Below are 26,632 nucleotides of genomic sequence, written 5' to 3'. Positions count from 1 at the left end.
GCGAGCGCACCTGACGCCCTGGCCCCGCCGACACGCACGGCGGGGCCAGGGACGACTCCTGCGCCGATTGCACCGTGGGCGCTGTTCTCGGTAACATCTCTCCAGGCGGGACCGACGGAGGTGCTCATGGCCAGCCTCGGCTCCGACAAGCCCGGCATCCGCCACGTGGCAGATCTCGCCGGCGTCTCGCACATGACGGTGTCGCGGGTGCTCAACGGTCATCCGAACATCAAGCCCGACACGCGTCGGCGCGTGCTCGAGGCGATCGAAGAGCTCGACTACCGCCCGAACATGGTGGCCAGGGCTCTCGCGACCCAGCGCACCCACCGCATCGGCGTCATCATCGAGAGCGCCGTGTCGTTCGGGCCCACCAGCATCCTCCGCGCCGTCGAGATGGCCGCGCGCACCTCGGGCTACTCGGTCAGCGCCGTCGCCCTGCATGAGGGCGACACCCTCACGCCGCAGGACGCGGTCGACAACCTCACCACCCAGGGGGTCGACGCGCTGTGCGTGATCGCTCCCCGGTCATCGTCCGTCGCGGCGCTCCGGCGCATCTCGCTGAGTGTGCCCATGCTCGTCGTCAAGGCGGACGCCGACCCCACCTTCCTCACGGTCTCGATCGATCAGCACGCGGGCACCTCGCTCGTGGTCGATCATCTCGTCGCGCTCGGGCATCGCGACATCCTCCACATCGCCGGTCCGCTCGACTGGCTCGACGCCAGGGCCCGCGAGCGCGCGTTCCACACCAGGGCCAAGTCCTGGGGCATCCGGGAGCGCCCGATCGTGGTGGGCGACTGGACCGCCGACTTCGCGTACGACTTCGCGAAGGGACTCACCCGGCTGCCCGACTACACCGCGGTGTTCGTCGCGAACGACGACATGGCGATCGGTCTCATCCACGGACTGCACGACCGGGGGTTCGAGGTTCCGAAGGACCTCAGCGTGGTCGGCTTCGACGACGTGCCGCTCGCCCGTCACTTCCTGCCGCCCCTGACCACGGTCAGGCAGGACTTCGCCGCGCTCGGTGCTGCCGTCGTCGAGATGCTCCGTGCGGCTCTCGAGGAGCGCGAGCTGCCGAAGCTGACCCGCATCCCGACCGAACTCGTCGCCCGCGGCTCGAGTGCCGCTCCCCGGCCGGAGCGATGATGGCACCGCGCGCTCAGGACCCGATCGTCGAACTCACCGGCATCCGTGTCGAGTTCTCGGATGTCGTCGCGCTCGACGACATCGACTTCCGCCTGTTCCCCGGTGAGGTGCACGCGCTGATGGGCGAGAACGGTGCCGGCAAATCGACGCTGATCGGCGTGCTCACCGGGACCCATACCCCGGTCGCCGGAACCGTCGTCGTCGCGGGGGAGGAGCGCCGATTCTCCGGGGTCGCCGATGCGCGGGCTGCGGGCATCGCGACGGTGTTCCAGGAGACCCAGCTCGGTCCGACGCTGAGCGTCGCAGAGAACGTCATGCTCGGTCGAGAGCGCCGAGGACGCTTCGGCATCGACTGGAAGCGCACCAGGGCGGATGCCGCAGACGCGCTGTCCCGACTCGGTCTGGACGACATGGATCCGCGTACGCCGATGGCGATGCTGTCGCCCGCCCAGAAGCAGCTGGTCGCGCTCGCCCGCTCGATGGTCGACGACCCGCGGATCCTCGTCCTCGACGAGCCGACGTCGAGCCTGGACCGTGCCGAGGTCGATCTGCTGATGAGGGTGATCAGAGGGCTCCGCGATCGCGGGGTCGCGATCCTGTTCGTCTCGCACTTCCTCGAACAGGCCTTCGCGATCAGCGACCGGATGACGGTGCTGCGCGGCGGGCGTCGGATCGCCGAGACGCCGACCCGCGAGCTCGAGCGCGCCGATCTCATCTCGCAGATGCTGGGCAAGGATCTCGAGGCGCTGCGTGCGCTCGGTTCGGAGCGCAAGGCGCACCACTACGCGGCCGACGGGGAACCCGCGCTGCGGGCCACAGGCGTCGGTCGTCGCGGGGAACTGGATCCCACCGACATCGACGTGTATCGGGGAGAGATCGTCGGGCTCGCAGGTCTGCGCGGTTCAGGGCGTACCGAGCTGGCCTCGCTGCTGGGCGGGTCGGTCCGCGCGGACAGCGGTCAGCTCAGGGTCGACGGCGAGCGTGTGCAGCTGCGGAGCCCATCGGCTGCGCTGAAGAGCCGTATCGCGATGTCGGTGGAGAACAGAAGGACGGACGGCATCATCGCCGACCTCAGCGCGCGCGAGAACATCGTGCTCTCGCTGCAGGCGATGCGCGGATGGACGCGACCGCTGTCGCCGTCGGAGATCGCGGCGCTCGCCGACACCTACGTCGAGACCCTGCATCTGGACCCCGCGGACCTCGGGCGACCGGCCGGCCACCTCTCCGGGGGTACGCAGCAGAAGCTGCTGCTGGCGCGCGCGCTGGCCACCAGGCCCCATGTGCTGATCCTCGACGAGCCCACCCGCGGCATCGACATCGCGGCGAAGCTCGACATTCAGCGACGGGTCAGCCAGCTCGCCGGCGACGGTGTCGGAGTGGTCTTCATCTCCTCAGAGCTCGAAGAGGTCGTGCGCCTCAGCGACCGGATCGTCGTGCTCAAGGACCGCGACAAGATCGGTGAGCTCAGCAACGGTCCCGCGGTGACGGTCGACAGTGTCGTGGAGCTGATCGCCGCGGAACTGGATCCGCTGGACGACTGAAGTGTGTCCGGTAACAACGAATTCATCACGAACCGCCCCCGAAACTCCAGAAGTGCTTGTGTTCCCAAAATTGTTCCCGGTAACATGATCCACGCGACGCCCTCCCGGCGTCCTGTCATCACATCCGGACCGGCACGGTCCACCCCCGGGAAACGACCCGGAATCTCGAGGAGGAGATCAAATGTCTGCAATGAAGCGCACTCGTACAGTTCTGGGGCTCGTCGCCGTCGGCGCGCTCGCGCTCGGACTGGCCGCATGCTCGAACGGAGGAACCGACGACGCCGGTGACTCCGGCGACTCGGGAGAACTCACCACGGTCGGTTTCGTCGCCGTCGGCCCCGAGGGTGCATGGCGCCAGGCCAACGAGAGCAACATCCAGGACACGTTCACGGAAGAGGCCGGCTTCAACCTGAAGTACGCGCCCGCCACGAACCTCGACCAGAAGTCGCAGATCGACGCGTTCACGTCGTTCGTCGACGAGGACGTCGACGTGATCCTCCTGTCGGCGACCGAGGCCAGCGGCTGGGAGGACTCCCTCAAGCTCGCCCAGGAGGCCGAGATCCCGGTGATCCTGCTCGACCGCGGCATCGAGCCCAACGACACCAGCCTGTACGTCACCCGCATCGCGCCCGACAACATCGAGGTCGCCAAGGAGGTCGGGACCTGGGCAGCGGCCGAGTTCCCCGACGGCGGCAACTACGTGGTCCTCGAGGGTCCTGCCGGTGTCGGCGTCGTGAACGAGCGCAACCAGGGCTTCGACGAAGGCCTCGGCGACTCCACGCTGAACAAGGTCGACGCGCAGACCGCCAACTGGTCGGCGGAAGAGGGCAAGAGCGTCTTCGAGACCATGCTCAAGGCCAACAACAACGACATCCAGTTCGTCTTCGCTCAGAACGACGAGATGGGTCTCGGTGCAGCCCAGGCTGCGGAGGAAGCCGGTCTCGTCATCGGTACCGATGTGAAGATCGCCACGATCGACGGCACCAAGAACGCCATGCAGGCGCTCGCCGACGGTCAGCTCAGCTACGTGCACGAGTACAACCCGCTGTTCGGTGAGACCGCACTCGAGGTCGTCGAGAAGGCTCTCGCCGGCGAGTCGGTCGAGTCGTACATCATCGTTCCGAGCGAGGCGTTCGACTCGGCGGAGGCGGCCAAGGCCGTTCTGGCGGACCGCAAGTACTGAGCACCACCCCGTGATCTCGGGGGCGGCGCCGACCGCGCCGCCCCCGAGACCGGATAGACGGAGAGACAACGATGAACGAAGAACTGCCCATCGTCGAGATGCGCGGGATCACCATCGAATTCCCCGGAGTGAAGGCGCTCGACGGAGTCGACTTCCGCCTCTTCCAGGGTGAGGTGCACGCACTCATGGGCGAGAACGGCGCCGGCAAGTCGACGCTGATCAAAGCCCTCACCGGTGTCTACCGCATCGACGCCGGGTCGATCGTCGTCGCCGGCCAGGAGCGCAGCTTCGGTGGCACGGGCGACGCACAGGCCGCCGGGATCTCGACCGTCTACCAGGAGGTGAACCTCGCCCCCAACCTCACCATCGGTGAGAACGTCATGCTCGGGCATGAGGTGCGCGGAGCCTTCGGTGTCAACTGGCGAGCCACGCATCGCGCGGCCACCGAGGCGCTCGCCCGGCTCGGACTCGACCACCTCGACACCCGCCAGCCGCTCTCGACGCTGTCGATCGCGATGCAGCAGCTCGTCGCGATCAGCCGGGCCATGGCGATCAAGGCCAAGGTCCTCATCCTCGACGAGCCGACATCCAGCCTCGACGCCGCGGAGGTCGAAGGCCTCTTCACCGTGATGCGCACCCTGCGCGATCAGGGAGTCGCGATCCTCTTCGTCTCGCACTTCCTCGACCAGATCTATGCGATCAGCGACCGTCTCACGGTCCTGCGCAACGGGCAGTACGAGGGCGAGTACCTCACGCGTGAGCTCGACAGGCACGCCCTCATCTCCCGGATGATCGGCAAGGACCTCGACACGCTGAAGTCGCTCGGCGGCAACCGCCGCACCACCCCGCGCGACGCCGACGAAGCTCCGTTCCTCTCGGCATCCGGCATCTCCCGCTCCGGTGCCGTGCACGCCACCGACCTCGACATCCGTCCGGGGGAGGTCGTCGGCTTCGCCGGGCTCCTCGGCTCCGGACGCACGGAGCTCGCGCGTCTGCTCTACGGCGCCGACCGCAGCGAGTCCGGACAGATCTCCATCAAGGGGCGCAAAGCCGACCTCTCCTCGCCGTCCGCCGCGCTCTCGCAGCGCATCGCGTTCTCCACCGAGAACCGTCGTGACGAGGGCATCATCGGCGATCTCACGATCCGCGAGAACATGATCCTCGCCGTCCAGGCCAAGCGCGGATGGGCACGGCCGATGCCGCGCAAGGAGCAGGACGCGATCGTCGACAAGTACATCGCCGCACTCAACGTGCGTCCGGCCGATCCGGAGCGGATGATCAAGAACCTCTCGGGCGGCAACCAGCAGAAGGTGCTCCTCGGACGGTGGCTCGCCACCGAGCCGGAGCTGCTGATCCTGGATGAGCCGACCCGGGGCATCGATGTCGGCGCGAAGGCCGAGATCCAGGAGGCCGTCGCGGAGCTCGCAGACCAGGGAGTCGCCGTGGTCTTCGTCTCGTCCGAGCTCGAAGAGGTCGTGCGCCTCTCCGAGAGGATCGTCGTGCTCAAGGACCACAGCAAGATCGGTGAGATCCAGAACGGTCCCGACGTCACAGCGCAGGAGATCGTCGACGTGATCGCCGCCCACGGCGTGGAGGCCGCGGCCGCGACCCTCGAGGAGGAGCTCGACACGATCGAGGTCGCCCCCGTCGCATCCGCCGCCGCGTCCGATGTGCAGCCCGAGACCCTCGAGGGGGAGACCCGATGAGCGCATCCGCTCGTGCGTCCGTGTGGCGCGACCTGATCCGCAAGCCGTTCTTCTGGGGGATCGTCGCGATCGTCGCGTTGCTCGCACTGAACGTCCTCAAGGACCCGACCTACCTGGCGATCTCGATCAACCCGAACAACGGCAACCTCGTCGGCAACCTGGTCGACATCCTCCGCCAGGCGGCACCCATCATGATGATCGCGATCGGCATGTCGCTCGTGATCGCGACCGGCGGCATCGATCTCTCGGTCGGCTCGCTGATGGCCGTCGCCGGAGCCGTGTCGATGGAGTTCCTCGCCGCGGCGAACGATTCCGGCTCGGTCGGCGTCGCCCTCGCGGCGGTCGGCCTCGCGCTGCTCGTCACGGCCATCCTCGGCGCGGTGAACGGCATCCTCGTCGCCTACGTCGGACTCCAACCCTTCATCGCGACGCTCGTGCTGATGCTCGCGGGGCGAGGTATCGCCAAGGTCATCACCGGCGGCCAGAACACGGCGGCGTCGAGCGACCCGTTCCGCTGGATCGCGAACGGCTTCGTGATCGGCATCCCCGTGGTGTTCATCCTCGCCGTGGTGATCGTGCTGCTCGTCGCGTGGGTGGTGCGTCGCAGCGCCCTCGGGCTCATGATCGAAGCGATCGGCATCAACCCGAAGGCGAGCCGGATGGCCGGCATCAAGCCGAAGGGGCTCCTGCTGACGACGTACGTGCTCAGCGGCATCCTCGCGGGTATCGCCGGGGTGATGTCGGTCGGCAGCGTCATGACCGTCGACATCTCCCGCACCGGCTACCAGCTCGAGCTGGACGCGATTCTCGCCGTGGTCATCGGCGGCGCCTCGCTCGCCGGTGGCAAGTTCTCGCTCAGCGGCGCCTTCGTCGGTGCGCTCCTGATCGCGACGCTCGACAAGACCGTGCTGTTCCTCGGCGTCTCGTCCTCGGCCACCCCGGCATTCAAGGCGATCGTGATCGTCGCCATCTGCCTGCTGCAGTCCGAGCGGGTGCGCAGCTGGTTCCAACGTCGCAAGAAGGCGCAGACGCCCTCTCCGCGAGTCGAGATCGTGAAGGAGGCTGCAGCATGAGCGTCATCGCAGCAGCACCAGTCCAGAGCGTCCGTACGAGCTTCGTCGACCGTGTCCGTCGACAGCTGAGGGCGAACCCGTCGGTCGTCCCGACCATCGCCTCGGTGATCATCTTCGTCGGCATGATCGTCTACGGCGAGGTCGCCTACGGGAAGATCGTGCAGGCGAGCACCCTGTCGAACCTGCTCATCAACAACGCGCACCTCATCGTGCTCGCGGTCGCGCTCACGTTCGTCATCCTCACCGGCGGTATCGACCTGTCGGTCGGCTCCGTCATCGCGGTCTCGTCCGTGGCGGGGGTCATGCTCTCGAACGCCGGGTGGCATCCGCTCATCGTCATCGTGCTCATGATCGTCATCGGAGGGCTCTTCGGACTCGTCTCGGGTGTGCTGATCCGGTACTTCAACGTGCAGCCGTTCATCGCGACTCTCGCCATGATGTTCCTGGGACGCGGCCTCGCATCGCTGCTGAGCACCAAGCCGGAGCAGCTCCCTGCGGACTCGCCGATCCGCCTGATCGCCGAGAAGATCAAGATCATCGACGGACCGAAGGTGAACGACCTCGTCATCACCCCGGCGGTGATGATCGCGATCGTCGTCGTGCTCGTCGCCTTCTTCGTGCTGCACCGCACACGCACAGGGCGCACGGTCTACGCGATCGGTGGATCCGAGAACTCCGCGCTGCTGATGGGCCTCCCCGTGCCGCGCACCAAGGTCCTCGTCTACGTGATCAGCGGCTCGCTCGCCGGACTCGCCGCCGTGCTCTACACTGCCAGGCTCGGGACGGCGCAGAACATCACCGGAATCGGGTGGGAGCTCGACGCGATCGCCGCCGCGGTCATCGGTGGCACGGTGCTCACCGGAGCGTACGGATACGTGCTCGGCTCGGTCGTCGGAGCGCTCGTGCTCGGTCTCATGACCGTGCTCATCACGCGCGACGGCGGCATCCCTCCTGAGATGACCACCATCATCACCGGCGGCATCCTGTTGATCTTCGTGCTGCTGCAGCGCGTGGTGACCCGTAAGAAGGAGTAGCTACCGCCCGGTCAGTGCTACGGGCGCCCGGTCATTCCGGTCGCAGAAAGGCACCCCTGTCGAGGAACAGGGGTGCCTTTCTGCCGCCGGAACGGGGCGGTCGGGCCAGACGTCGCCGTGCTCAGAGCGTGCGCAGCCAGCGCCGGATGCGGGCACGTGCGTTCCGATACGGCGACGAGGTGTTGAGGGAGATCATCCGCCCCATCGTCCAGGTGCGGTACCAGGGCGATCCGTAGAGTTCGGTGTCGGACCGGGTGTCGACGAGCGCGAGGATGCGGTCCTTCGCATCGGTGAGCCGGGCGCGCAGGTGCTCCCACGATTCGTCCTCGTGCTCCCGGTAGAACTGCTGCGCGAGCGAGCCGAGATCGCCCCAGGAATGCCCAGCGGCGGGGAACTCGTCCGGCAGACCGGCAGCGCGGCGCTCCTGCCAGGTCAGCACCTGCTCGCCCCAGCCCACCAGGTACGCGACCAGGTCGGCCGGACTCATGGTCGTGCCCTTCGCGTGGCCGGGCAGCACCGATTCGCGTGCGGATGCCGGAGGTACGCGGTCGAGGTCGGCATCCAGCCGTGCGAACTCGGTGACGATGGCATCGCGCAGCTCGGCCTGGGAGGTGGGGATCGTCATCGTCGTGGCCTCACGCCGTCGGCGGGTTCCTGGACAGGAACGGCCGGGGCCAGGCGCCGAGGGCGAGCACCGCGAGGATCGTCTGGACCAGCCCGCTGACGAAGTAGATGCCGTGCAGAGGCGACCACACGAGCATGATCGCGATCTCCACGAAGATCCAGATCATCATCGTCAGACCCGCGGCGGCGTGCACGCCCCAGGCGACGCGGTAGCCGCGGGACTGGGCGATGAGCGCGAGCGCCTGCACTCCGCCGACCACGACGCCGAGGATCACGCCGGGCCAGAAGTACGAGCTGAAGATGCTCCCCTCGATCCACTCGAGCGGGAGTCCCATCCCGCCACCGACGGTCAGGCCCACCATCCCGGCCAGTGCCGAGAGCAGAGTGAAGGCTGCGATGCCGATCAGGCCGAATCGGATGGTGCGCGGCGGGCGCGGAGTCGAGCGCATGGCTCCACGGTAGCGCTGCGGGTTGCGCGGCGGTGGGCCGTGTGACCGGGAGAAAACCGTGGTCCCGTGAGGGAAGGGGCGCGGTCAGACGTGGTCGCGCCACGAATGCTGCGGGGCGAACCCCAGCACGCGGCGCGCCCTGTCGATCGACAGCAGGGTCTCGTTCGGCCCGACCTCGCGCGTCAGCGGCACGTCGGGGAAGACCTCGGCGAGCAGTTCCGCGTTCGGACGCGACATCACGGTGTCGGCGGCCGCGATGATGAACCGGTCGAACCCCGGGGCGGCGACCTCGAGCGCACGCTGCACGGCCTGCGCGCCGTCGCGGGCGTCGATGTAGCCCCAGAGGTTCCACTTGCGGCGCAGGGCGTCGGCGTCGAACTCCGGGAACTCGGCGTAGTCCTCGGGGTTCATGACGTTCGAGAACCGCAGGGCCGTGATCGACACGTCGGGATGCCAGCGCACCAGCTCGCTCGCCAGCTGCTCCTCGAGCGTCTTCACGAGCGAGTACACCGACTCAGGGCGTGCGGGGTAGTCCTCGTCGACCGGGACGTAGGGCGGCGGCACGTCGAACGGCAGGCCGAGCACGGTCTCGCTGGAGGCGTAGACGATACGGCGGATGCCGAGCCGCACCGCGGCCCAGAACACGTTGAACGTGGCGGGCATGTTGTTGTGGAAGGTCGCGACGTCGCTGCGGATGCCGGGGGCCGGGATCGCCCCCAGATGCACGACGGCGTCGATGCCGTCATGCCGGTCGCCCACGGCCGTGAAAGCGTCGATGACCTGGCCGTAATCGGTGAGGTCGACCTGCACGAAATCGGGGCCGCGGGTGCCAGCGACATCCATGCCGATGACCTCGTAGCCGTTGGCGCGGAGTTCCCGAGCGACGACGCTGCCGAGCTTGCCGGATGAACCAGTGAGAGCGATGCGCATGTCACCAGAGTGGCACGGCTGCGAGGCTACTCGCCCGGCTTCACGAAATAGGAGCGCGCATCGTCGGGGCGGATATCGGCGACGGCGTCGTCGAAGATCCTCATCGGATGCGGGGTGTAGGGGTGCTCGGCGATCGCCTCCAGGTTCAGCTCGATGCCGAAGCCCGCACCATCGGGGATCATGATGTCGCCTTCGTCGGTGAGTGTCACACGCTCGTTCGAGATCTCCGTCCGCCAGGGGACGTCCGTCGCCATGATCTCGAGGTAGCGGAAGTTCGGGAGCGTTGCGCCCAGCTGCAGGGTCGCTGCTGTGCTCAAGGGACCGCTCGGGTTGTGCGGTGCGAACGGCACGTAGTACGTCGCGGCGAGGGTGGAGATGAAGCTCAGTTCGAGAAGGCCGCCCGCGTGCGTCACATCAGGCTGGATGAAGTCCACCGCCTGGCGTGCGAGCACGGGGACGAACTCCCGGCGACCGAACCAGCGTTCCCCTGCCGCGATCGGCACGGGGGACTTCGAACGGATCTCCATCAACGCATCGATCCCGTCCGGCGGGCACGGTTCCTCGAAGAACACAGGGTTGAACCTCTCGATCCTGCGCGCCACCTTGATCGCCGAAGGTACGTCGAACCGTCCGTGTCCTTCGATGAAGAGTTCGATGTCATCGCCGACAGCTTCCCGCACCGCAGCCACCGGCTCGAGCATCCGGTCGAGGTCGCGATCCGAGACTGTCAGATCGGCGGCTTCGAATGGGTCCCATTTGAGGCCGCGGAACCCTGTCTCCAGCGTTCGCAGCGCTGCCTCGGCGAAGTCCTCCGGCGTGACGGCGCCCGAGTACCACCCGTTGGCGTATGCGCGCACCCGGTCACGGGTCTGACCGCCGAGAAGGGCATAGACCGGAACGCCCAACGACCTGGCAGTGACATCCCACATCGCCATCTCGAGAGCGCTGAGCGCAGTCATCGTCACAGGGCCACCGCGCCAATAGGCGTTGCGCTGAAGCTCGTAGATCGTCTGCGAGATACGTGTCGGATCTTTACCCTTCACAGCTTCGCCGAGGATCGCGATCGCCCCTTGAACGGCGAGCTCCTGCCCTTCGAGGGTGGCTTCCGCGATCCCTACCAGTCCCTCGTCGGTATGCAGGCGCACGATGATGAGGTTCGTGCGGTAGAAGTCGACGGTGAGCGCATCGAGATGCGTGATCTTCATGGAAGTGTGATTCCTTATCCCTTGACAGCGCCGGCGGTCATGCCGGCGACGACGTACTTCTGCGCGAACAGGTAGAACGCGACGGCAGGAAGCGTGAAGATCAGCGCGACCGCCATGATGGTCTGAATGGACGTGTCCTGTTCGCCGATGTAGCCGGCGACGCCGACGGATGCCGGCTGAAGCTCCTTGTCGTAGATGAACGTCACCGCGAAGACGTACTCGTTCCAGGCGGTGAAGAACGCGATGACCGCGCCCGCTGCGATCGCGGGGGTGATCAACGGGACGAGAATCCTGAACAGCACACCGGCAGGGCGAGCGCCGTCCACTCGAGCCGCCTCATCGACCTCGCGAGGGATGCCGTTGAACGCCCCCATCAAGATGAGTGCGACGACCGGCAGCACGAACGCCGCATCGGCGAGGATCAATCCCAGCAGTGAGTTGAGAAGGCCGGTCTCGCGGAAGATCGCGAAGAGTGGAACGACGAGCAGCGCCTCCGGCAGCATCTGCGTGAAGAAGAGTGCCAGTGCGACGAGGAACTTCCCCGCGAAGCTGAAACGGGAGAGCGCGTAGGCCAGTGGGATGCCGAAGGCGATCGCGACGACCATGGTGCCGGTCGCGACGATGAAGCTGTTCAGCAGCCAGCGCAGCACGTCGCCCTGTGCGAGCGCATCGGCGAACACGCCGATGCGCGAAAGGTCAGGGAGGAACTGCGGTGTTCCGCTGAAGAGGGCTTCATCGCCGGTCAGCGCCGTGACGAACATCCAGTAGAGCGGGAAGGCCACCACGCCGAGGACGACCAGGACGGCAAGCATCCGGAACGTGACGCCGAAACGGGCACGGGTTTTCATGAGTTCCTCTCCGCAGCGGTGGTGATCAGTCGCGCACCGACGACGATGATGAGCGAGATGACGATCCCAACCATTCCGATCGCGGCGGCCATACCGAGCTGTTTCGAATCGAAGGCTTGGGAGTACAGATCGATCACGAGAGTGCGCGTGGACCCGAGAGGACCACCCCTGGTCATCAACCAGATCAGTTCGAAACGACGGATCGACCAGATGGCCATGAGCACGGCGATGAGCCCGACCGTCGGCTTGATCACCGGCCAGGTCACCACTCGGAAGCTCCACCATCGATTCGCGCCGTCCATGTGTGCGGCCTCGACGAGTTCCTCCGGTACCGACTGCAGGGCGGAGAGCAGCACCACCGCGGTGAAGGGAAACAGCTGCCAGATCGTGGTGATCAGGATCGCCGGGAGCGCCAGGTCGGGGTTGTTCAGAACCCCGCTGTCTCCGACATCGATACCCCACGACGTCAAGAGGCGTGTCAGAACGCCGTACTGCGCGTTGAGCATCCACACCGCGATGAGGGCGATCGCAATACCGGGGGCCGCCCAGGGGATCGTCACCAATGCCCGGGCGATACCGCGCCCGGGGAAGCGGGAGTTCAGCAACAGGGCGACCAGCAGCCCGATGCCGACGCTGCCGAGCACGCACACCACGACGTACACCAGTGTCACCAGGAGCGTCTGCTGGAAGGTGTCGCTCTGGAAGGCGGCGACGTAGTTGTCGAATCCCACCCACACGCTGTGGGACGGGTTGAGGAGGCTCGTCTTGGTGAAGCTCAGATAGATCTCCTGCACCAACGGAACCAGCTGGAACAGGATGATGTACGCCGCAGCCGGCGCAAGGAAGATGTACGGCGTCCACCGACTGCCGAGCGGGCTGCGCCGACGACGGCGTCTGTGAGCGATCCCCTGGCTCATTTCGTTCTCACTCTCGAAGGGTTCGGGTGTGCGGATGATGGTGGCGCGCCGTGCGAGGCGCGCCACCATCGCGGTCAGCCGCCGACGAGGGCTGTCGCCTGCTCCTGGGCTTTATCCATCGCGGTCTTCATGTCCTGCGTGCCCTGAAGCGCGGCGAGCACCTCGGTCACCACGATCCGGCGGATGTCCGGAGTCTCCGCGCCGAACCCCAGCACGACCTGCGGGACGCCGGTCTCGGTGAGTTCATCGAGCACGGCTAGGTACGGGGCCTCCGCCAGGCTCTCAGCGCTGCGCTCAGTCACCGTTGCGACGCTGCTCGCGCCGAGGACGCTCTGCAGTTGCTGCTGCTGCTCTGGCTCGAGGAGCCAGTTGATGAACGTCATCGCCGCATCCTTGTGTGCGCTGTTGCCGTTGATGACGATCGGGGCAAGGAGTGCTCCTTGCTTCTCCACGGGAAACGGGATGCGGACGACGTCGAAGTTGAGATCCGGGTTCGCGTTGACGGTCGCGGTCGCGTACCCGCCGTTGTTGAGCTCCATGCCGACCTTGCCCTGCGCGAACATCTTCCGGAACGTGGCGGCATCAGCGCCCTTGGGGATCACGTTGGCGTCGTAGAGCTGCTGGAACGCCTCCAGGCCGGCGACTACCTTTGGTGAGTTCAGCGTGAGCTTCTCGCCGTCAGACCACTCGCCTCCGAATCCGTAGACATAGTTGAAGATGTCCTGCCACACCCCGGCCTCCTCGGCCTGCGTCTGACGGAACGCCAGGCCATAGACGTCACCGGAGGTCGTAGAGGTGGCGACCTGCACGAACTCGTCGAATGTGGTCGGCGGGTTCGGGATGAGATCCGCGTTGTAGAACAGGCCGTAGTTGGCAGCCTCGAAGATCACGCCGTAGCGGTGGTCGTCGACCGTCATGTACTTGTCGGGACCGGGCAGCAGATCCAGCGCGTCGACATCGAGCCGCTCGTCGAGTGGTTCGAGGAGCCCGGCGGATGCCGCGGCTTCGAACTCCGGCATGTCGAATCGGATGAGGTCGGGGCCTTCGCCGCCACCGAGCTGGGTGAGGACGGTCTGACCGAACGTCGGGTACGGCACCGACGCCGGTTCGACCTTGACCTCATCCTGGTCGGCGTTGAAATCATCGATCAATGCCTGCAACCCGGGACCGCGGCCGGGGTCTCCCAGAGTCGAGGCGGCGAGTGTGATGGTGACGGGGCCGGCGCTGCCTTCGGTGGGAGAACCACCAGACGAGCAGCCGGCGATCACGGTCGTCGCGGCGGCCAGCGCACCTGCGGTGGTGAGCAGGCGTCGTGCGGCACGAGAAGACATCATTTACTCCTTTGTAAATCAGTGCGGGGGAGGCGGAGGGTTCCCGCCCAGTAGAATAATAATGATTAATATGGAAAATACAAGCACGAGTCCGCAAAGGCAAACCTCGACCGCTAGAGTCGATCTCCATGGCTGAGTATCCGGGGCGTGGACTGCACGGCGAGGTCGTGGAGCGACTCGGCCTGCGTATCGTGCGGGGGGACTACCCTCCCGGAACGCGCATCGATGTCGAGGCTCTGGAGCCGGAACTCGGCGTGAGCAAGTCCGTCGTCCGTGAGGCTCTGCGCGTGATCCGCGAGAAGGGGCTCATCGACTCCTGGCAGAAGCGCGGCACCTTCGTGACCAGTCGTGAGTCCTGGAAGCTGCTCGACACGGATGTGATGATGTGGCGCCGGGAGGCGCAGCGTGACGATGACCAGCTCCTGGTCGATCTCTCCCAACTGCGCGATGCGATCGAGCCCGCCGCTGCGGGGCTCGCGGCCTCTCACCGCACCGCGGAGGACCTGGCCAGGCTGGACGGTGCCTTTGCCGCATTCCAGGCGGCCGGAGAGAACGTCGACCGTCTGGCGGAGGCGGACCTCGACTTCCATCTCCTGATCCTCAGTGCCACGCACAACGAGCTGTTCGTGCGCCTCGATACGGTCGTCATCCACGCGTTGAGCGCTCGTAATCGCATCCAGCACCACCCCGGAGCGCGATGGCACGACCCCGTCCCCGACCACCGGGCCGTGCTCGAGGCGATCCGCCAGGGATCGGTTCCGATCGCCGAGGCCGCGATGCGCTACGCACTGCGGGAATCCGACCAGGATCTGACGAGCGGAGAACCGCCGTTTGACTTGGGTCACGCATAGGGCATACTGCTTTAATCAGAATTAATGCGTATGTGGCGTTGACGCTCCGTGGATGCCACATGGATGCGGAGGCCCGGAAAAATGATCGACGTCGACGAAGCGGTCCTGGCTGCTGACAGAGCCCATCGAACTCGCGGGGCCTCGTCGCCGACGCTCCGCAGACGCGGACTGCACGCAATCGCTGCGGGTCTCGAATCGGGCCGACGCGAGCTGGTCGAACTCGCGCATGAAGAGACCCATCTCGCGGCGGCGCGCCTGGAGGGTGAGCTGACACGCACGATCTTCCAGCTGCGACTTCTCGGCGATGAAAGCGCACGTGGGGTGCGCCTCGGGGCGACGATCGACCATGCGGATGACGCATGGTCGATGGGGCCTCGTCCAGATCTTCGGTCCACGGCTCGGCCGGTCGGCGTCGTCGCCGTCTTCGGCGCCTCCAACTTCCCATTCGCCTTCAGCGTCGCGGGGGGAGATACCGCGTCGGCCCTGGCAGCCGGATGTCCGGTTGTCCACAAGGCCCACCCCGCGCATCCGCGTCTCGCGCGCCGGACGGCGCAGATCGTCGTCGAGGCGCTGGAATCCGCTGGATTGCCGCCGGGCAGCTTCGCGCTCGTGGAGGGGCACCAAGAAGGTGTCGAGCTCGTGCGGCATCCGCTGGTCAAGGCGGTCGCCTTCACGGGCTCAACAGCAGCCGGTCGTGCCCTGTTCGACATCGCCGCCGCGCGTCCCGAACCGATCCCGTTCTTCGGCGAGCTGGGAAGCACGAACCCGGTGTTCGTCACGCAGGCCGCATGGGAGCGTCGAGCATCGACGATCGCGCAGGGCTATCTCGGGTCGGTGGCGCTCGGTCGCGGCCAGTTCTGCACGAAGCCCGGATTCTTGGTTGTCCCGATGGGCGCTGCTGAGGTCATCGTCGCTGCGGCGGAGGCGGAAGAGAGCGTGCCGTCGTTGCTGCTCACCTCCGGCATCCGTCGCGGCTTCGAGGAGTCGCTCGACGACTTCGCCGCACTTGCCGGCGTCGATCTGCTGCATGGAGGTCCCTCGCAGGAGGCAGCGCCGCCGCTCACGCTCCTGCGCATCTCGGCAGACACGTTGTTCGAACGACCGGAACTTCTCGAACGCGAGATGTTCGGGCCCGCCAGCGTGGTGGTCGAGTACCGCGATGCCGAGCAGCTCGCCCAGCTCGCCCCTCTGGTCGGGGGACAGCTCACATCCACCGTGCACGCGGAGGACGAAGATGACGTCGAGGCGTTGCTCGGGGTGCTCGCGGACCACAGCGGTCGGATCGTGTGGAACGGATGGCCGACGGGCGTCGCCGTCACCTTCGCACAGCATCATGGAGGGCCATATCCGGCAGCCACCAGCAGCACGACGTCGGTCGGAACCGCGGCGATCGACCGGTTCCAACGCACCGTCACCTTCCAAGACGTCCCGGCGCGCCTTCTGCCGCCTGAGCTCCGAGACGAGAACCCGGACGGCGTGCCGCAGAGGATCGACGGCGAACTGCCCCTTCGCGCGGATGGAGCAGGCGAATGACCGGGATGACTGTGCTTCCGAATGATGATGCCATCCTCGTGGGGCGAATCTTCGACCCTGCAACAGGTGGTCCTTGCGTCGTCGGGGTGCATAGAGGCCGGGTCGCGGACCTCAGCGCTCATGTGCAGACCGTGTCGCAGCTCCTCGAACGACAGGACGCGGCAGAAATCGTGGTGTCAGCATGCGCGGGATCCGACTGGGACGTGGACCTGCTGGTGCGCGCGTCGCACTCGGACGATCGGGAGGGCGCGCGACTCCTCGCGCCAATCGATCTCCAGGTGATCAAGGCGTGCGGGGTGACCTTCGCCGGGAGTCTGGTCGAGCGCCTGATCGAGGAGCAGACCAGGGGTGACGCCGCACGCTCGGATGAGGTTCGTGAGGCGCTGCTGGCGGCGATCGGGCCCGATGCGCTCACGGTACGACCGGGGAGCGCCGATGCGCAGCGCGTCAAGTCCCTGCTCGTAGGGCGCGGCCTGTGGTCGCAGTATCTGGAGGTGGGCATCGGTCCCGATCCGGAGGTCTTCACGAAAGGCCCCGTACTCTCTGCCGTCGGGTTCGGTCAACCGATCGGGGTGCCGCGGTTCTCTGACTGGAGCAACCCCGAGCCGGAGCTGGTGCTCATCGTGGATTCGTCGGGAACTCCGCGCGGCGCCACGCTGGGGAATGACGTCAATCTGCGCGATGTCGAGGGCCGGAGCGCGTTGCTCCTGGGGGTGGCGAAAGACAACAACGGATCCACCGCGATAGGTCCATTCGTGCGACTGTTCGAAGGTGATTTCACGATCGATTCGCTGAGGGAGGAGGTCATCCATCTCGCGATTCACGGCGATGATGGATTCTCCCTCATGGACACCAGCAACATGGGGCAGATCAGTCGTTCCTTCGAAGAGCTCGTGCGTGCGGTGCACGGAGCGCACCACCAGTACCCCGATGGCTTCGCGCTGTTCACGGGAACGCTGTTCACGCCCACGGTTGACCGTGGACGCACGGGGGAGGGGTTCACGCACAAGCTCGGTGACCTCGTCGAGATCAGTAGTCCTCACCTGGGGACCCTGTCCAACGTCGTCGGTCGGTCGGAGGAGATCCCCCGCTGGGAGTTCGGCATCGGCGCCCTGATGGAGCATCTGGGTTCCGTGCGGTGACGCGTCGGCTCCGTCCGTCCTCTCTGTGACGGACGGAGCTGCGCCGTCGGCTTGTCCCGCACGCCGTACACTCATCGGCGTGAGTGACACGAGCAGCGAGCCCCGCCGAACCGTCGGCGTGCGTGACGTCGCCGCCCGTGCCGGGGTCTCTCGGCAGACCGTGTCGCGGGTGCTGAACGACCACCCCGATGTCGCTCCCGAGACGCAGGAGCGCGTGCGCGCTGCCATGGCGGAGCTCGGCTACCGCATGAACAACGCGGCCCGTGCGCTGGGTACCCGCCGCTCCCGCACGCTCGGCGTGCTCGCCTCTGACGCGCTGCAGTACGGGCCTTCGCGCAGCATCGCCGCCCTCGAGGCCTCGGCGCGTGATGCGGGGTACTGGGTCAGCGCCGCGTTCGCTGATGCCGGGGATGCCGCGGCTGTCGTCGCCGCCGTCGACCACCTGGTCGCGCAGGGTGTCGAGGGCATCGTGGTGGTGGCTCCGCACGCCCGCACCCTGGCCGCCCTCGACGACCTGCGCATCGACGTGCCGGTGATCACGCTGCACTCCGCGGGGCGTGGTGCCCCTGGATTGTCGGTCGATCAGGCCGCGGGCGCCCGCTTGGCCGTCGCCGCTCTGGCTGACGCCGGCCACACGCGCATCGCGCACCTCGCCGGCCCGGCCGACTGGCTCGAGGCCGAGTCGCGGACGGAGGGCTTCGCGGCCGAACTCGCCGCCCGTGGCCTGGACGCCGGGCCCGTGATCGAGGGTGACTGGTCGGCCGGATCGGGCTACGCAGCCGTCGCCGCGGTGCGGGCGTCCGGGGTCACGGCGGTGTTCGCGGCCAACGACCAGATGGCGCTCGGTCTGCTCGGCGGACTCCACGAGGCCGGGCTCGCGGTGCCCGGCGACATCAGCGTGGTCGGGTTCGACGACATCCCGGATGCCGCCTACTACTGGCCGCAGCTCACCACCGTGCGGCAGGACTTCGACGAGCTCGCGCGCCGGGCCGTCGCCGCCGCGATCGGCGGTGCGGGCACCGAGACTCTGGCCCCGGTCGCCCCCGAGCTGATCGCCCGCGCCTCGGTGGCTCCGCCCCGCTAGCGGCGGCTGCCCGGCTGTCGTCCATAACTCCTCAATTGATCACGGAGGATCACACTGCGGCCGCGCGGCGGCCCGCAACGACGCAAGCGAGGCGGATTGTGTGTTGCGAATCTGCGGAGTTGTGAACACGCCGCCTCTGCCCGAGCGCGTGCTTGACGCACCCGAGGCCCCCGTGACACACTTCTGTGACCGGTCACAGTGATCGGCCGTGAACCCCCAGAGGTACCTGTGAGCAACGCCGCCCCCACGTTCGATCCTGCCGTCGAGAGCGCGATCGCCTCCGTCCGCGCCGATGTCGCCCGGCTGCACAGCGAGCTCGTGCGCTACGGCCTCATCGTCTGGACGGGAGGCAACGTCTCGGGCAGGGTGCCTGGCGCCGACCTGTTCGTGATCAAGCCGTCCGGCGTCTCCTACGACGACCTCACGCCCGAGAACATGATCCTGTGCGATCTCGACGGCGCCGTGATCCCCGGCACTCCCGGCAGCGACCGCTCGCCCTCCAGCGACACCGCGGCGCACGCCTACGTCTACCGGAACATGCCCGAGGTCGGCGGGGTCGTGCACACGCACTCGACCTACGCGGTGGCCTGGGCCGCGCGGGGCGAGGAGATCCCCTGCGTGATCACCGCGATGGCCGACGAGTTCGGTGGTCCGGTGCCGATCGGTCCGTTCGCGATCATCGGCGACGACTCGATCGGACGCGGCATCGTCGAGACCCTCCGCGGGCACCGCTCGCGGGCCGTCCTGATGCAGAACCACGGCCCGTTCACGATCGGCGCCGATGCGAAGGATGCCGTGAAGGCCGCGGTCATGGTCGAGGACGTCGCCCGCACGGTGCATATCGCCCGCGAGGCCGGTCCGCTGATCCCGATCCCGCAGGAGTCCATCGACCGCCTGTACGACCGGTACCAGAACGTGTACGGCCAGAGTGCGGATGCCCGTCGATGACCGCTCGACAGGACTCAGCGGCTCGCGACGACATCGCCGCCGGTCGCACCAGCCTCGGCATCGAGCTGGGGTCCACCCGCATCAAGGCCTGCCTGATCGGCTCCGACGCGACCGAGGTGCTCGCGACCGGCTCCTTCGCCTGGGAGAACCGGCTCGAAGGCGGGCTGTGGACGTACGCCCTCGATGAGGTCTGGACGGGCCTGCAGGCCGCATTCGCCGACCTCGTCGCCGATGCCGAGCAGCAGCACGGCATCCGCCCCGACACGTTCGGGGCCATCGGCATCTCGGCGATGATGCACGGCTACCTCGCCTTCGACGAGCAGGGCGAACTGCTGGTGCCGTTCCGCACCTGGCGCAACACGAACACCGGCGTCGCGGCGGCAGAGCTCAGCGAGACCCTCGGTGTGAACATCCCGCTGCGCTGGTCGATCGCGCATCTGCACCAGGCCGTCGTCGACGCGGAGCCTCATGTGCCGCAGCTCGATTTCGTCACCACTCTCGCCGGCTACGTGCACACGCAGCTCACCGGCGAGCGGGTGCTCGGCGTCGGCGATGCCTCCGGCATGTTCCCGATCGATTCGGCGACGGCCGACTACGACGCGGGAATGCTGGAGGCCTACGCCGCGCTCGCGGGCGACCGGCTGCCCGCGCCGCTGACCGCACTGCTCCCGGCCGTGAAGGTGGCGGGCGCGGGTGCCGGGGCCCTCACGGCCGCCGGCGCCGCACTGCTCGATCCCACCGGAGCGCTGCGCCCCGGCATCCCGCTCTGCCCGCCCGAGGGTGATGCAGGTACCGGGATGGTGGCAACGAACGCCGTCGCACCGCGCACCGGCAACGTGAGCGCGGGGACGAGCATCTTCGCGATGGTGGTGCTCGAGCATCCGCTGTCCGAGGCGCACGACGAGCTGGATCTCGTCACCACGCCGGCGGGAGATGCCGTCGCCATGGTGCACTGCAACAACGGGGCCAGCGAGCTCGCGGCGTGGGCTGGGCTCTTCACGCGCTTCTCCGCTGCCGCCGGGCAGCCGCTCGACGACGACGCCGTGTTCGACGTGCTGTTCCGTGAGGCCCTCGCGGGCGAGGCGGATGCCGGCGGCCTGCTCGCCTACAACTACCTCGCGGGGGAGCCCATCGCCGGGCTCACGGCAGGACGTCCGCTGTTCGTGCGCACGCCCGACAGCGAGTTCAGCCTCGCCAACTTCGTCCGCGCGCAGCTGTACGGCGTCTTCGGCACGCTCGCCCTCGGCATGCAGACGCTGACCGCGGAGGGCGTCGGGCTGGACCGGATGTTCGCGCACGGCGGCATGTTCCGCACCGCGGGTGTCGCCCAGCGCTTCCTCGCGGGTGCGCTCGCCGCGCCGGTCGCGGTCGGTGAACTCGCCTCCGAGGGTGGGGCATGGGGCATTGCGGTGCTCGCCTCCTACCTCGCGCATTCCGACGACCTCGTCCTGGGCGCGTACCTCGACGAGCAGGTCTTCGCTGCGGCATCCGTCACGGTCGCCGACCCCGATCCGGCGGATGTCGCCGGCTTCGCCTCCTACCTCGATCGTTACCGGGCGGGTCTGGCCGTCGAGGCCGCCGCCGTCGCATCGCTCTGACGCTTCGACAAGCGCAGCGAATACCACCTGAAAGGCATCTCCATGGCACTCACCACCTCCCTCGACGGCTACGAGGTCTGGTTCCTGACCGGCAGCCAACACCTCTACGGTCCCGAGACGCTCGCCCAGGTGGCTGAGCAGTCGCAGCAGATCGCGCGGCTGCTCGACGAGTCGGCCGAGGTGCCGGTGAAGATCGTCTGGAAGCCCGTGCTGACGGATGCCGCCGCCATCAAGCGCACCGCGCTGGAGGCCAACGCTGACGACCGCGTGATCGGGCTCGTCGCCTGGATGCACACCTTCAGCCCCGCGAAGATGTGGATCGCCGGGCTCGACGCGCTGCAGAAGCCGCTCGCGCACCTGCACACGCAGGCGAACGTGGAGCTGCCCTGGGCCGACATCGACTTCGACTTCATGAACCTGAACCAGGCCGCGCACGGCGACCGCGAGTTCGGGTACATCCAGACCCGTCTCGGTGTGCCGCGCAAGACCATCGTCGGCCACGCGTCCGACCCGCGCCTGCGCCGCGAGCTCGGCACCTGGCAGCGGGCGGCGGCCGGCCTCGCCGCGTCTCGCGACCTGAAGCTCGCGCGCTTCGGTGACAACATGCGCTTCGTCGCCGTCACCGAGGGCGACAAGACCGAGGCCGAGCTGCGCTTCGGCGTGCAGGTCAACACGTGGGGCGTGAACGAGCTGGCGGAGGCCGTGGCTGCGGCATCCGATTCGGCGATCGACGCCCTGGTCGCGGAGTACGAGGAGCTGTACGAGGTCGCCCCTGAACTGCGCCGCGGCGGCGACCGGCACTCCTCGCTGCGCGACGGCGCCGCGATCGAGGTCGGGCTGCGCTCCTTCCTGGAGGAGGGCGGCTTCGGCGCCTTCACGACCTCGTTCGAGGACCTGGGTGCGCTGAAGCAGCTGCCCGGTCTCGCGGTGCAGCGCCTCATGGCCGAGGGCTACGGCTTCGGCGCCGAGGGCGACTGGAAGACCGCCGTGCTCGTGCGCATCGCCAACGTCATGGGCGCAGGGCTGCCCGGCGGCGCGAGCCTCATGGAGGACTACACCTACGACATGACCCCGGGCGATGAGCTGATCCTCGGCGCGCACATGCTCGAGGTGTCGCCGTCGCTGACCACCGCGAAGCCCACGCTCGAGATCCACCCGCTCGGCATCGGCGGCAAGGACGACCCGGTGCGCCTGGTGTTCACAGCCGACCCCGGCCCCGCCGTCGTCGTCGCGCTCAGCGACATGCGCGACCGCTTCCGGCTCACCGCGAACGTGGTCGAGAACGTGCCGCCGCGCGCATCGCTGCCGAAGCTCCCGGTCGGCCGCGCGGTGTGGAAGCCGCAGCCGGACTTCACCACCAGCGCCGCCGCCTGGCTGACGGCAGGCGCCGCGCACCACACCGTCATGTCGACCGCGGTCGGCATCGAGGCGTTCCGCGACTTCGCCGAGATGGCCGAGGTCGAACTGCTGGTGATCGACGACAGCACCACACTGCCGGAGTTCCAGAAGCAGGTCCGTTGGAACCAGGCGTATTACCGCCTGGCGCAGGGACTCTGATGGGAACGCCCCGCCTGAGCGCTGGGTCCCTGAGCCTGGCGAGGGGCCTCTGATGGCTCCGCGCTCCGGACGGCAGCTGCGCATCACGGGCCACGGCTATGACGCCGACATCGCGAGCGTCGGAGCGTCCCTGCGGGCGCTGACGTTCGACGGTCGCGACCTGGTCGTGCCGTTCGGCGCGGATGAGGTGCGGCCGGGCTACCGCGGTGCGACCCTCGCGCCGTGGCCCAACCGCATCGTCGACGGGCGTTATCGCTTCGCCGGGGTCGAGCACCAGCTGGCGCTCACCGAGCCCGCGCGCGCTCAGGCGCTGCATGGACTCCTCGTCTGGGCCGAGTTCGAGGATCGCCTCGTGCTCGACGACCGCGTCGCGCTCGCCGCGGTGATCGAGCCGCAGACCGGGTACCCGTTCCGCATCGAGGTCGAGGTCGAGTACCGTCTGGAGGCCGACGGGCTGCGCCAGACCGTGACCGCGCGCAACATCGGCGCGGATGCTGCACCCTGGGGCACCGGACCGCATCCGTACCTGGTCGCCGGTCCCGGACGCGTCGACGACTGGACGCTCACGCTCCCGGCATCCGAGGTGCTGACCGTGACGCCGGACCGGCTGAGCCCGGTGGCGGTGGAACCGGTGACGGAGCATCCGGAGTGGGACTTCCGCGACGCGCGGCCGATCGGCGACGTGTTCATCGACCACGCCTTCGCCGAGCTCGCCCGCACGGATGGCATCGCCGAAGTGCGTCTGGTGACCGCTGCCGGTACCGGAGTCGGACTCGCGTGGGACGAGGGATGCCCGTGGGTGCAGGTGCACACCGCCGACACCCCTGCAGTTCCGACGACGCACCGCATCGGCCTCGCGGTCGAGCCGATGACGTGTCCGCCCGACGCCTTCAACTCCGGCGTCGACCTGGTGACCCTGGCGCCCGGCGCGACGCACGCCGCGTCCTGGCGGATCTTCGCCGTCTAGGTCTGTCCGGGCCCGGGGATCCTCGTCCCCGGCCCCGGCCCCGGCCCCGGCCTCGCGGCATCCGCGCCCCGGCATCCGCCCCCCGGCATCCGCGCCATCTGCAGGAGATCTCGCCATCGGCAGGAGGAAATGCCGGCGGATGCTCCTGCATCCGGCCGATCCTCCTGCAGGTGGCGGCGGCGTGACCTCGCGGCACGACCCGATGGCGCACCCCGACGGTCAGACGACCGGGTCAGACGCCCGCGGCATCCCCCCCGGTATCCGCGCCATCTGCAGGAGATTTCGCCATCGGCAGGAGGAATCGCCGGCGGATGCTCCTGCATCCGGCCGATCTTCCTGCAGGTGGCGCGCCCGCGCCCACACCCCGGCTACCGCAGCAGCGCGGCGGCCTGACGGGCGGCGCCGAGCGCGACGTACTCGTCCGCCGACGGGACCTCCACCGGGATGCCGAACACCTCCGGCGCGATGGCCCGTACCGCGGCGGACTGCGCGCCGCCGCCGATCAGCAGCGCGCGCCGCAGGGGCACTCCGGCCTCCCGCAATGCGTCGAGACCGGCGCCGAGTCCCGACAGCATCCCCTCCACCGCGGCGCGCGCCAGGTTCTCTCGCGTCGTCGAGGCGAGGGTCATGCCGCTGAGCGTCGCGGTCGCGTCGGGCAGGTTCGGCGTGCGCTCACCCTCGAAGTAGGGGACCAGGGTGAGTCCGGTCGCACCCGCCGGGGCCGCCAGTGCGAGACGGCTCAGCTCGTCGTGGTCGACGCCGAGCAGCGCCGCGGTCACATCGAGCACCCGCGCCGCGTTGAGCGTGCACACCAGCGGAAGGAAGTGGCCGTCGGCCGAGGCGAAGCCCGCGATGATCCCGGAGGGGTCGGCGGACGGATGCTCGCTCACGGCGAAGACCGTGCCGCTGGTGCCGATCGACACCACCACATCGCCGGGACCGGCGCCGAGCCCGAACGCGGCGGCGGCGTTATCACCTGCTCCGGGGCCGACGCGCCGCCCGGCGGCATCCTGCACCGACTCCTCCGCGCCGAGCACGCGCGGCAGCACCGCGTCGTGACCCAGCGCGGCGACGAGCAGCGCCCGGTCGTACTCCCCGGTGGTGGGGTTCCAGTACCCCGTGCCCGAGGCGTCGGAGCGGTCGGTGACGAGCTCCTCCAGCACAGGCCCGAGGGGTGCCGCCTCCGCGCCGGCGGGCCCGTAGCCGCGCAGGCGCCAGGTCAGCCAGTCGTGCGGCAGGGCGACCGCCGCGACCCGCGCCGCGTTCTCGGGCTCGTGGTCGCGCAGCCAGCGCAGTTTCGAGATCGTGAACGATGCCACGGGCACGACGCCGGTGCGCGCGACCAGGTCCTGGGCGCCGAACTCGGTCACGAGGTCGGTCGCGGCGTCGGCGGAGCGGGTGTCGTTCCACAGCAGTGCGTCGCGGATGACGGCGCCGGAGGCATCGAGTGCCACCATCCCGTGCTGCTGTCCGCCGATGGCCCACGCTTCGACGCCGGAGAGCCCTCCGGCCGCGGCGATCGCGGCATTGAGCGCCGTCCACCACGACTCGGGGTCGACCGCGGTGCCGTCCGGATGCGCGGCGCGACCGGTGCGCACGACGGCGCCGGTCGTCGCATCCGTCACGACCACCTTGCAGGACTGGGTCGAGGAGTCGACCCCGAGCGCGAGTGCCATCGTCGGACTCAGCGGGCGCCGAGCAGGTGCTCGGTGGCGAGCTGCTGCAGCCGCACGAATCCGAAGCCCTTGCCCCCGAAGTAGGCGTGGGCGTCGAAGTCCTCGTAGGCGCTGCGGTCCGCGAGCAGGTCGTCGTACGACTCGCCCTCGCCGAGAGTGGGGGCGGCGAGCTCGATCACGCGCGCGGCGGCCAGGGCCTCCTGCACCTCGGGGTCGGCGCGGAATGCCGCGGCCCGCTCCTTCAGCAGCAGGTAGGTGCGCATGTTGGCGGCGGCCGAGTCCCAGACTCCGGTCTCGTCCTCGGTGCGGCTCGGCTTGTAGTCGAAGTGGCGGGGGCCGTCGTACGCGGGGACCAGCTGGGACCCTGAGCCTGTCGAAGGGCCGCCGTTCTCGAGAAGGTCGACGAGTGAGAAGGCGTTGTGCAGGTCGCCGTGGCCGAACACCAGGTCCTGGTCGTACTTGATGCCGCGCTGGCCGTTGAGGTCGATGTGGAACAGCTTGCCGTGGAACAGGGCCTGCGCGATGCCGGCGGTGAAGTTGAGTCCGGCCATCTGCTCATGACCGACCTCGGGGTTCACACCGACGAGTTCGGGGCGCTCGAGCGAGTCGATGAACGCGATCGCGTGGCCGAGCGTGGGCAGCAGGATGTCGCCGCGCGGCTCGTTCGGCTTCGGCTCGATGGCGAAGCGGATGTCGTAGCCCTTGTCGGTCACGTAGTCGCCGAGCAGGTTGACGGCCTCGCGGTAGCGCTCGAGCGCGCTGCGGACATCCTTCGCGGAGTCGTATTCTGCCCCTTCGCGTCCGCCCCACATCACGAACGTCTTCGCCCCGAGCTCTGCGGCGAGGTCGAGGTTGCGCAGCACCTTGCGCAGCGCGAAGCGGCGCACCTGGCGGTCGTTGGAGGTGAAGCCGCCGTCTTTGAACACCGGAGCCGAGAAGAGGTTCGTCGTGACCATGGGCACGATCAGACCGGTGTCGGCGAGCGCGACCTTCAGACGATCGATCTGGGTCTGACGCTCGGCGTCGGTGGATCCGAACGCGAACAGGTCGTCGTCGTGGAACGTGAGTCCGTAGGCGCCCAGCTCCGAGAGCTTCTCGACCGCGTGCACGACGTCGAGCGCCGGGCGGGTGGGGCCGCCGAACGGGTCGGCCCCGTTATAGCCGACGGTCCACAGGCCGAACGAGAACTTGTCGGCGCGGGTGGGGGTGAGGCTCATGATGCTCCTTCGCATGGTGCCGCACGGCGGCTTCCCGTAAATTGTTGTGAGCAACAACATATAACCTGAGGA

At 68.2% G+C, this 26,632-nt stretch carries 23 protein-coding genes; 14 read left to right on the top strand and 9 right to left on the bottom strand.

All coding sequences use genetic code 11. The features are described from left to right. Positions 1-126: 126 nt before the first annotated feature. From MRBLWO12_RS13160 to MRBLWO12_RS13135, 6 genes are all read left to right on the top strand, one after another. Positions 127-1,146, top strand: a complete 1,020-nt coding sequence (locus MRBLWO12_RS13160; protein ID WP_363556146.1) for a LacI family DNA-binding transcriptional regulator — start codon at positions 127-129, stop codon at positions 1,144-1,146. Then, positions 1,146-2,687 (top strand): sugar ABC transporter ATP-binding protein, encoded by a 1,542-nt coding sequence (locus tag MRBLWO12_RS13155; RefSeq protein WP_363556144.1) that lies wholly within the window; start codon positions 1,146-1,148, stop codon positions 2,685-2,687. The genes MRBLWO12_RS13160 and MRBLWO12_RS13155 overlap by 1 nt, the downstream gene beginning before the upstream one ends. 181 nt (positions 2,688-2,868) lie before the next feature. Further along, entirely contained in the window at positions 2,869-3,870 is a 1,002-nt protein-coding gene (locus MRBLWO12_RS13150; protein WP_363556142.1) for a substrate-binding domain-containing protein, read from the top strand. A gap of 71 nt (positions 3,871-3,941) precedes the next feature. Further along, positions 3,942-5,576, top strand: coding sequence for a sugar ABC transporter ATP-binding protein (locus MRBLWO12_RS13145; RefSeq protein ID WP_363556140.1), 1,635 nt, complete (start codon positions 3,942-3,944; stop codon positions 5,574-5,576). Beyond that, on the top strand, positions 5,573-6,649 hold the full coding sequence (locus tag MRBLWO12_RS13140) for an ABC transporter permease (protein WP_247628043.1): 1,077 nt from the start codon (positions 5,573-5,575) through the stop codon (positions 6,647-6,649). The genes MRBLWO12_RS13145 and MRBLWO12_RS13140 overlap by 4 nt, the downstream gene beginning before the upstream one ends. Continuing rightward, positions 6,646-7,683: an ABC transporter permease subunit gene (locus MRBLWO12_RS13135; RefSeq protein ID WP_363556138.1), complete on the top strand. Its 1,038-nt coding sequence runs from the start codon at positions 6,646-6,648 to the stop codon at positions 7,681-7,683. The genes MRBLWO12_RS13140 and MRBLWO12_RS13135 overlap by 4 nt, the downstream gene beginning before the upstream one ends. A 121-nt stretch (positions 7,684-7,804) precedes the next feature. On the opposite strand, the gene MRBLWO12_RS13130 is transcribed toward MRBLWO12_RS13135, so the two are convergent. From MRBLWO12_RS13130 to MRBLWO12_RS13100, 7 genes are all read right to left on the bottom strand, one after another. Continuing rightward, positions 7,805-8,308 carry a ClbS/DfsB family four-helix bundle protein gene (locus MRBLWO12_RS13130; RefSeq protein ID WP_363556136.1) on the bottom strand — a complete coding sequence of 168 codons (504 nt, stop codon included), beginning with the start codon at positions 8,306-8,308 and terminating at the stop codon, positions 7,805-7,807. Between the two features lie 10 nt (positions 8,309-8,318). After that, on the bottom strand, positions 8,319-8,756 hold the full coding sequence (locus MRBLWO12_RS13125; protein ID WP_363556134.1) for a hypothetical protein: 438 nt from the start codon (positions 8,754-8,756) through the stop codon (positions 8,319-8,321). 84 nt (positions 8,757-8,840) lie between these two features. Then, positions 8,841-9,686: an NAD-dependent epimerase/dehydratase family protein gene (locus MRBLWO12_RS13120; RefSeq protein WP_363556132.1), complete on the bottom strand. Its 846-nt coding sequence runs from the start codon at positions 9,684-9,686 to the stop codon at positions 8,841-8,843. Between the two features lie 26 nt (positions 9,687-9,712). Next, on the bottom strand, positions 9,713-10,891 hold the full coding sequence (locus MRBLWO12_RS13115) for a mandelate racemase/muconate lactonizing enzyme family protein (protein WP_363556130.1): 1,179 nt from the start codon (positions 10,889-10,891) through the stop codon (positions 9,713-9,715). A gap of 14 nt (positions 10,892-10,905) precedes the next feature. Continuing rightward, a complete protein-coding gene (locus tag MRBLWO12_RS13110; protein WP_363556128.1) occupies positions 10,906-11,739 on the bottom strand; it encodes a carbohydrate ABC transporter permease in 834 nt (277 codons plus the stop codon). After that, positions 11,736-12,656 carry a carbohydrate ABC transporter permease gene (locus MRBLWO12_RS13105; RefSeq protein WP_363556126.1) on the bottom strand — a complete coding sequence of 307 codons (921 nt, stop codon included), beginning with the start codon at positions 12,654-12,656 and terminating at the stop codon, positions 11,736-11,738. The genes MRBLWO12_RS13110 and MRBLWO12_RS13105 overlap by 4 nt, the downstream gene beginning before the upstream one ends. Positions 12,657-12,730: 74 nt before the next feature. Continuing rightward, positions 12,731-13,987: an ABC transporter substrate-binding protein gene (locus MRBLWO12_RS13100; RefSeq protein ID WP_363556124.1), complete on the bottom strand. Its 1,257-nt coding sequence runs from the start codon at positions 13,985-13,987 to the stop codon at positions 12,731-12,733. Positions 13,988-14,115: 128 nt separating this feature from the next. Here MRBLWO12_RS13100 and MRBLWO12_RS13095 point away from each other — a divergent pair, with 128 nt between their 5' ends. From MRBLWO12_RS13095 to MRBLWO12_RS13060, 8 genes are all read left to right on the top strand, one after another. Continuing rightward, complete coding sequence (locus MRBLWO12_RS13095) at positions 14,116-14,838, top strand: FadR/GntR family transcriptional regulator (protein ID WP_363556122.1); 723 nt, start codon at positions 14,116-14,118, stop codon at positions 14,836-14,838. Between the two features lie 81 nt (positions 14,839-14,919). Beyond that, entirely contained in the window at positions 14,920-16,371 is a 1,452-nt protein-coding gene (locus MRBLWO12_RS13090) for an aldehyde dehydrogenase (NADP(+)) (protein WP_363556120.1), read from the top strand. A 296-nt stretch (positions 16,372-16,667) separates the two neighbouring features. Further along, positions 16,668-17,513, top strand: coding sequence for a fumarylacetoacetate hydrolase family protein (locus tag MRBLWO12_RS13085; protein ID WP_363556118.1), 846 nt, complete (start codon positions 16,668-16,670; stop codon positions 17,511-17,513). A 79-nt stretch (positions 17,514-17,592) separates the two neighbouring features. Next, positions 17,593-18,597, top strand: a complete 1,005-nt coding sequence (locus tag MRBLWO12_RS13080; RefSeq protein ID WP_363556116.1) for a LacI family DNA-binding transcriptional regulator — start codon at positions 17,593-17,595, stop codon at positions 18,595-18,597. A gap of 228 nt (positions 18,598-18,825) precedes the next feature. Further along, positions 18,826-19,545 carry an L-ribulose-5-phosphate 4-epimerase gene (locus MRBLWO12_RS13075; protein WP_363556114.1) on the top strand — a complete coding sequence of 240 codons (720 nt, stop codon included), beginning with the start codon at positions 18,826-18,828 and terminating at the stop codon, positions 19,543-19,545. Continuing rightward, a complete protein-coding gene (locus MRBLWO12_RS13070) occupies positions 19,542-21,143 on the top strand; it encodes a xylulokinase (RefSeq protein ID WP_363556112.1) in 1,602 nt (533 codons plus the stop codon). Before MRBLWO12_RS13075 ends, MRBLWO12_RS13070 begins: the two co-directional genes overlap by 4 nt. Before the next feature lie 42 nt (positions 21,144-21,185). Then, entirely contained in the window at positions 21,186-22,700 is a 1,515-nt protein-coding gene (gene araA, locus MRBLWO12_RS13065) for an L-arabinose isomerase (protein ID WP_363556110.1), read from the top strand. Positions 22,701-22,752: 52 nt separating this feature from the next. After that, positions 22,753-23,667 (top strand): aldose 1-epimerase family protein, encoded by a 915-nt coding sequence (locus tag MRBLWO12_RS13060; RefSeq protein WP_363556108.1) that lies wholly within the window; start codon positions 22,753-22,755, stop codon positions 23,665-23,667. A 368-nt stretch (positions 23,668-24,035) separates the two neighbouring features. On the opposite strand, the gene xylB is transcribed toward MRBLWO12_RS13060, so the two are convergent. Then, on the bottom strand, positions 24,036-25,343 hold the full coding sequence (gene xylB, locus MRBLWO12_RS13055; RefSeq protein WP_363556107.1) for a xylulokinase: 1,308 nt from the start codon (positions 25,341-25,343) through the stop codon (positions 24,036-24,038). An 8-nt stretch (positions 25,344-25,351) separates the two neighbouring features. After that, positions 25,352-26,560 (bottom strand): xylose isomerase, encoded by a 1,209-nt coding sequence (xylA, locus tag MRBLWO12_RS13050; protein WP_363556105.1) that lies wholly within the window; start codon positions 26,558-26,560, stop codon positions 25,352-25,354. Between the last annotated feature and the right edge of the window lie 72 nt (positions 26,561-26,632).

The organism is Microbacterium sp. LWO12-1.2, from assembly GCF_040675875.1.
GTDB lineage: Bacteria > Actinomycetota > Actinomycetes > Actinomycetales > Microbacteriaceae > Microbacterium.
Note: the sequence above shows the minus strand (reverse complement) of the source record. Positions and strands in the feature narration are given on the sequence as shown.

Coding starts and splice junctions, on each gene's coding strand:
- MRBLWO12_RS13100 (WP_363556124.1), bottom strand. CDS start 13,987: ATGTCTTCTCGTGCCGCACGACGCCTGCTCACCACCGCAGGTGCGCTG.
- xylB (WP_363556107.1), bottom strand. CDS start 25,343: ATGGCACTCGCGCTCGGGGTCGACTCCTCGACCCAGTCCTGCAAGGTG.
- MRBLWO12_RS13150 (WP_363556142.1), top strand. CDS start 2,869: ATGTCTGCAATGAAGCGCACTCGTACAGTTCTGGGGCTCGTCGCCGTC.
- xylA (WP_363556105.1), bottom strand. CDS start 26,560: ATGAGCCTCACCCCCACCCGCGCCGACAAGTTCTCGTTCGGCCTGTGG.
- MRBLWO12_RS13135 (WP_363556138.1), top strand. CDS start 6,646: ATGAGCGTCATCGCAGCAGCACCAGTCCAGAGCGTCCGTACGAGCTTC.
- MRBLWO12_RS13060 (WP_363556108.1), top strand. CDS start 22,753: ATGGCTCCGCGCTCCGGACGGCAGCTGCGCATCACGGGCCACGGCTAT.
- MRBLWO12_RS13095 (WP_363556122.1), top strand. CDS start 14,116: ATGGCTGAGTATCCGGGGCGTGGACTGCACGGCGAGGTCGTGGAGCGA.
- MRBLWO12_RS13160 (WP_363556146.1), top strand. CDS start 127: ATGGCCAGCCTCGGCTCCGACAAGCCCGGCATCCGCCACGTGGCAGAT.
- MRBLWO12_RS13155 (WP_363556144.1), top strand. CDS start 1,146: ATGGCACCGCGCGCTCAGGACCCGATCGTCGAACTCACCGGCATCCGT.
- MRBLWO12_RS13115 (WP_363556130.1), bottom strand. CDS start 10,891: ATGAAGATCACGCATCTCGATGCGCTCACCGTCGACTTCTACCGCACG.
- MRBLWO12_RS13090 (WP_363556120.1), top strand. CDS start 14,920: ATGATCGACGTCGACGAAGCGGTCCTGGCTGCTGACAGAGCCCATCGA.
- MRBLWO12_RS13110 (WP_363556128.1), bottom strand. CDS start 11,739: ATGAAAACCCGTGCCCGTTTCGGCGTCACGTTCCGGATGCTTGCCGTC.
- MRBLWO12_RS13070 (WP_363556112.1), top strand. CDS start 19,542: ATGACCGCTCGACAGGACTCAGCGGCTCGCGACGACATCGCCGCCGGT.
- MRBLWO12_RS13140 (WP_247628043.1), top strand. CDS start 5,573: ATGAGCGCATCCGCTCGTGCGTCCGTGTGGCGCGACCTGATCCGCAAG.
- MRBLWO12_RS13130 (WP_363556136.1), bottom strand. CDS start 8,308: ATGACGATCCCCACCTCCCAGGCCGAGCTGCGCGATGCCATCGTCACC.
- MRBLWO12_RS13145 (WP_363556140.1), top strand. CDS start 3,942: ATGAACGAAGAACTGCCCATCGTCGAGATGCGCGGGATCACCATCGAA.
- MRBLWO12_RS13105 (WP_363556126.1), bottom strand. CDS start 12,656: ATGAGCCAGGGGATCGCTCACAGACGCCGTCGTCGGCGCAGCCCGCTC.
- MRBLWO12_RS13125 (WP_363556134.1), bottom strand. CDS start 8,756: ATGCGCTCGACTCCGCGCCCGCCGCGCACCATCCGATTCGGCCTGATC.
- MRBLWO12_RS13120 (WP_363556132.1), bottom strand. CDS start 9,686: ATGCGCATCGCTCTCACTGGTTCATCCGGCAAGCTCGGCAGCGTCGTC.
- araA (WP_363556110.1), top strand. CDS start 21,186: ATGGCACTCACCACCTCCCTCGACGGCTACGAGGTCTGGTTCCTGACC.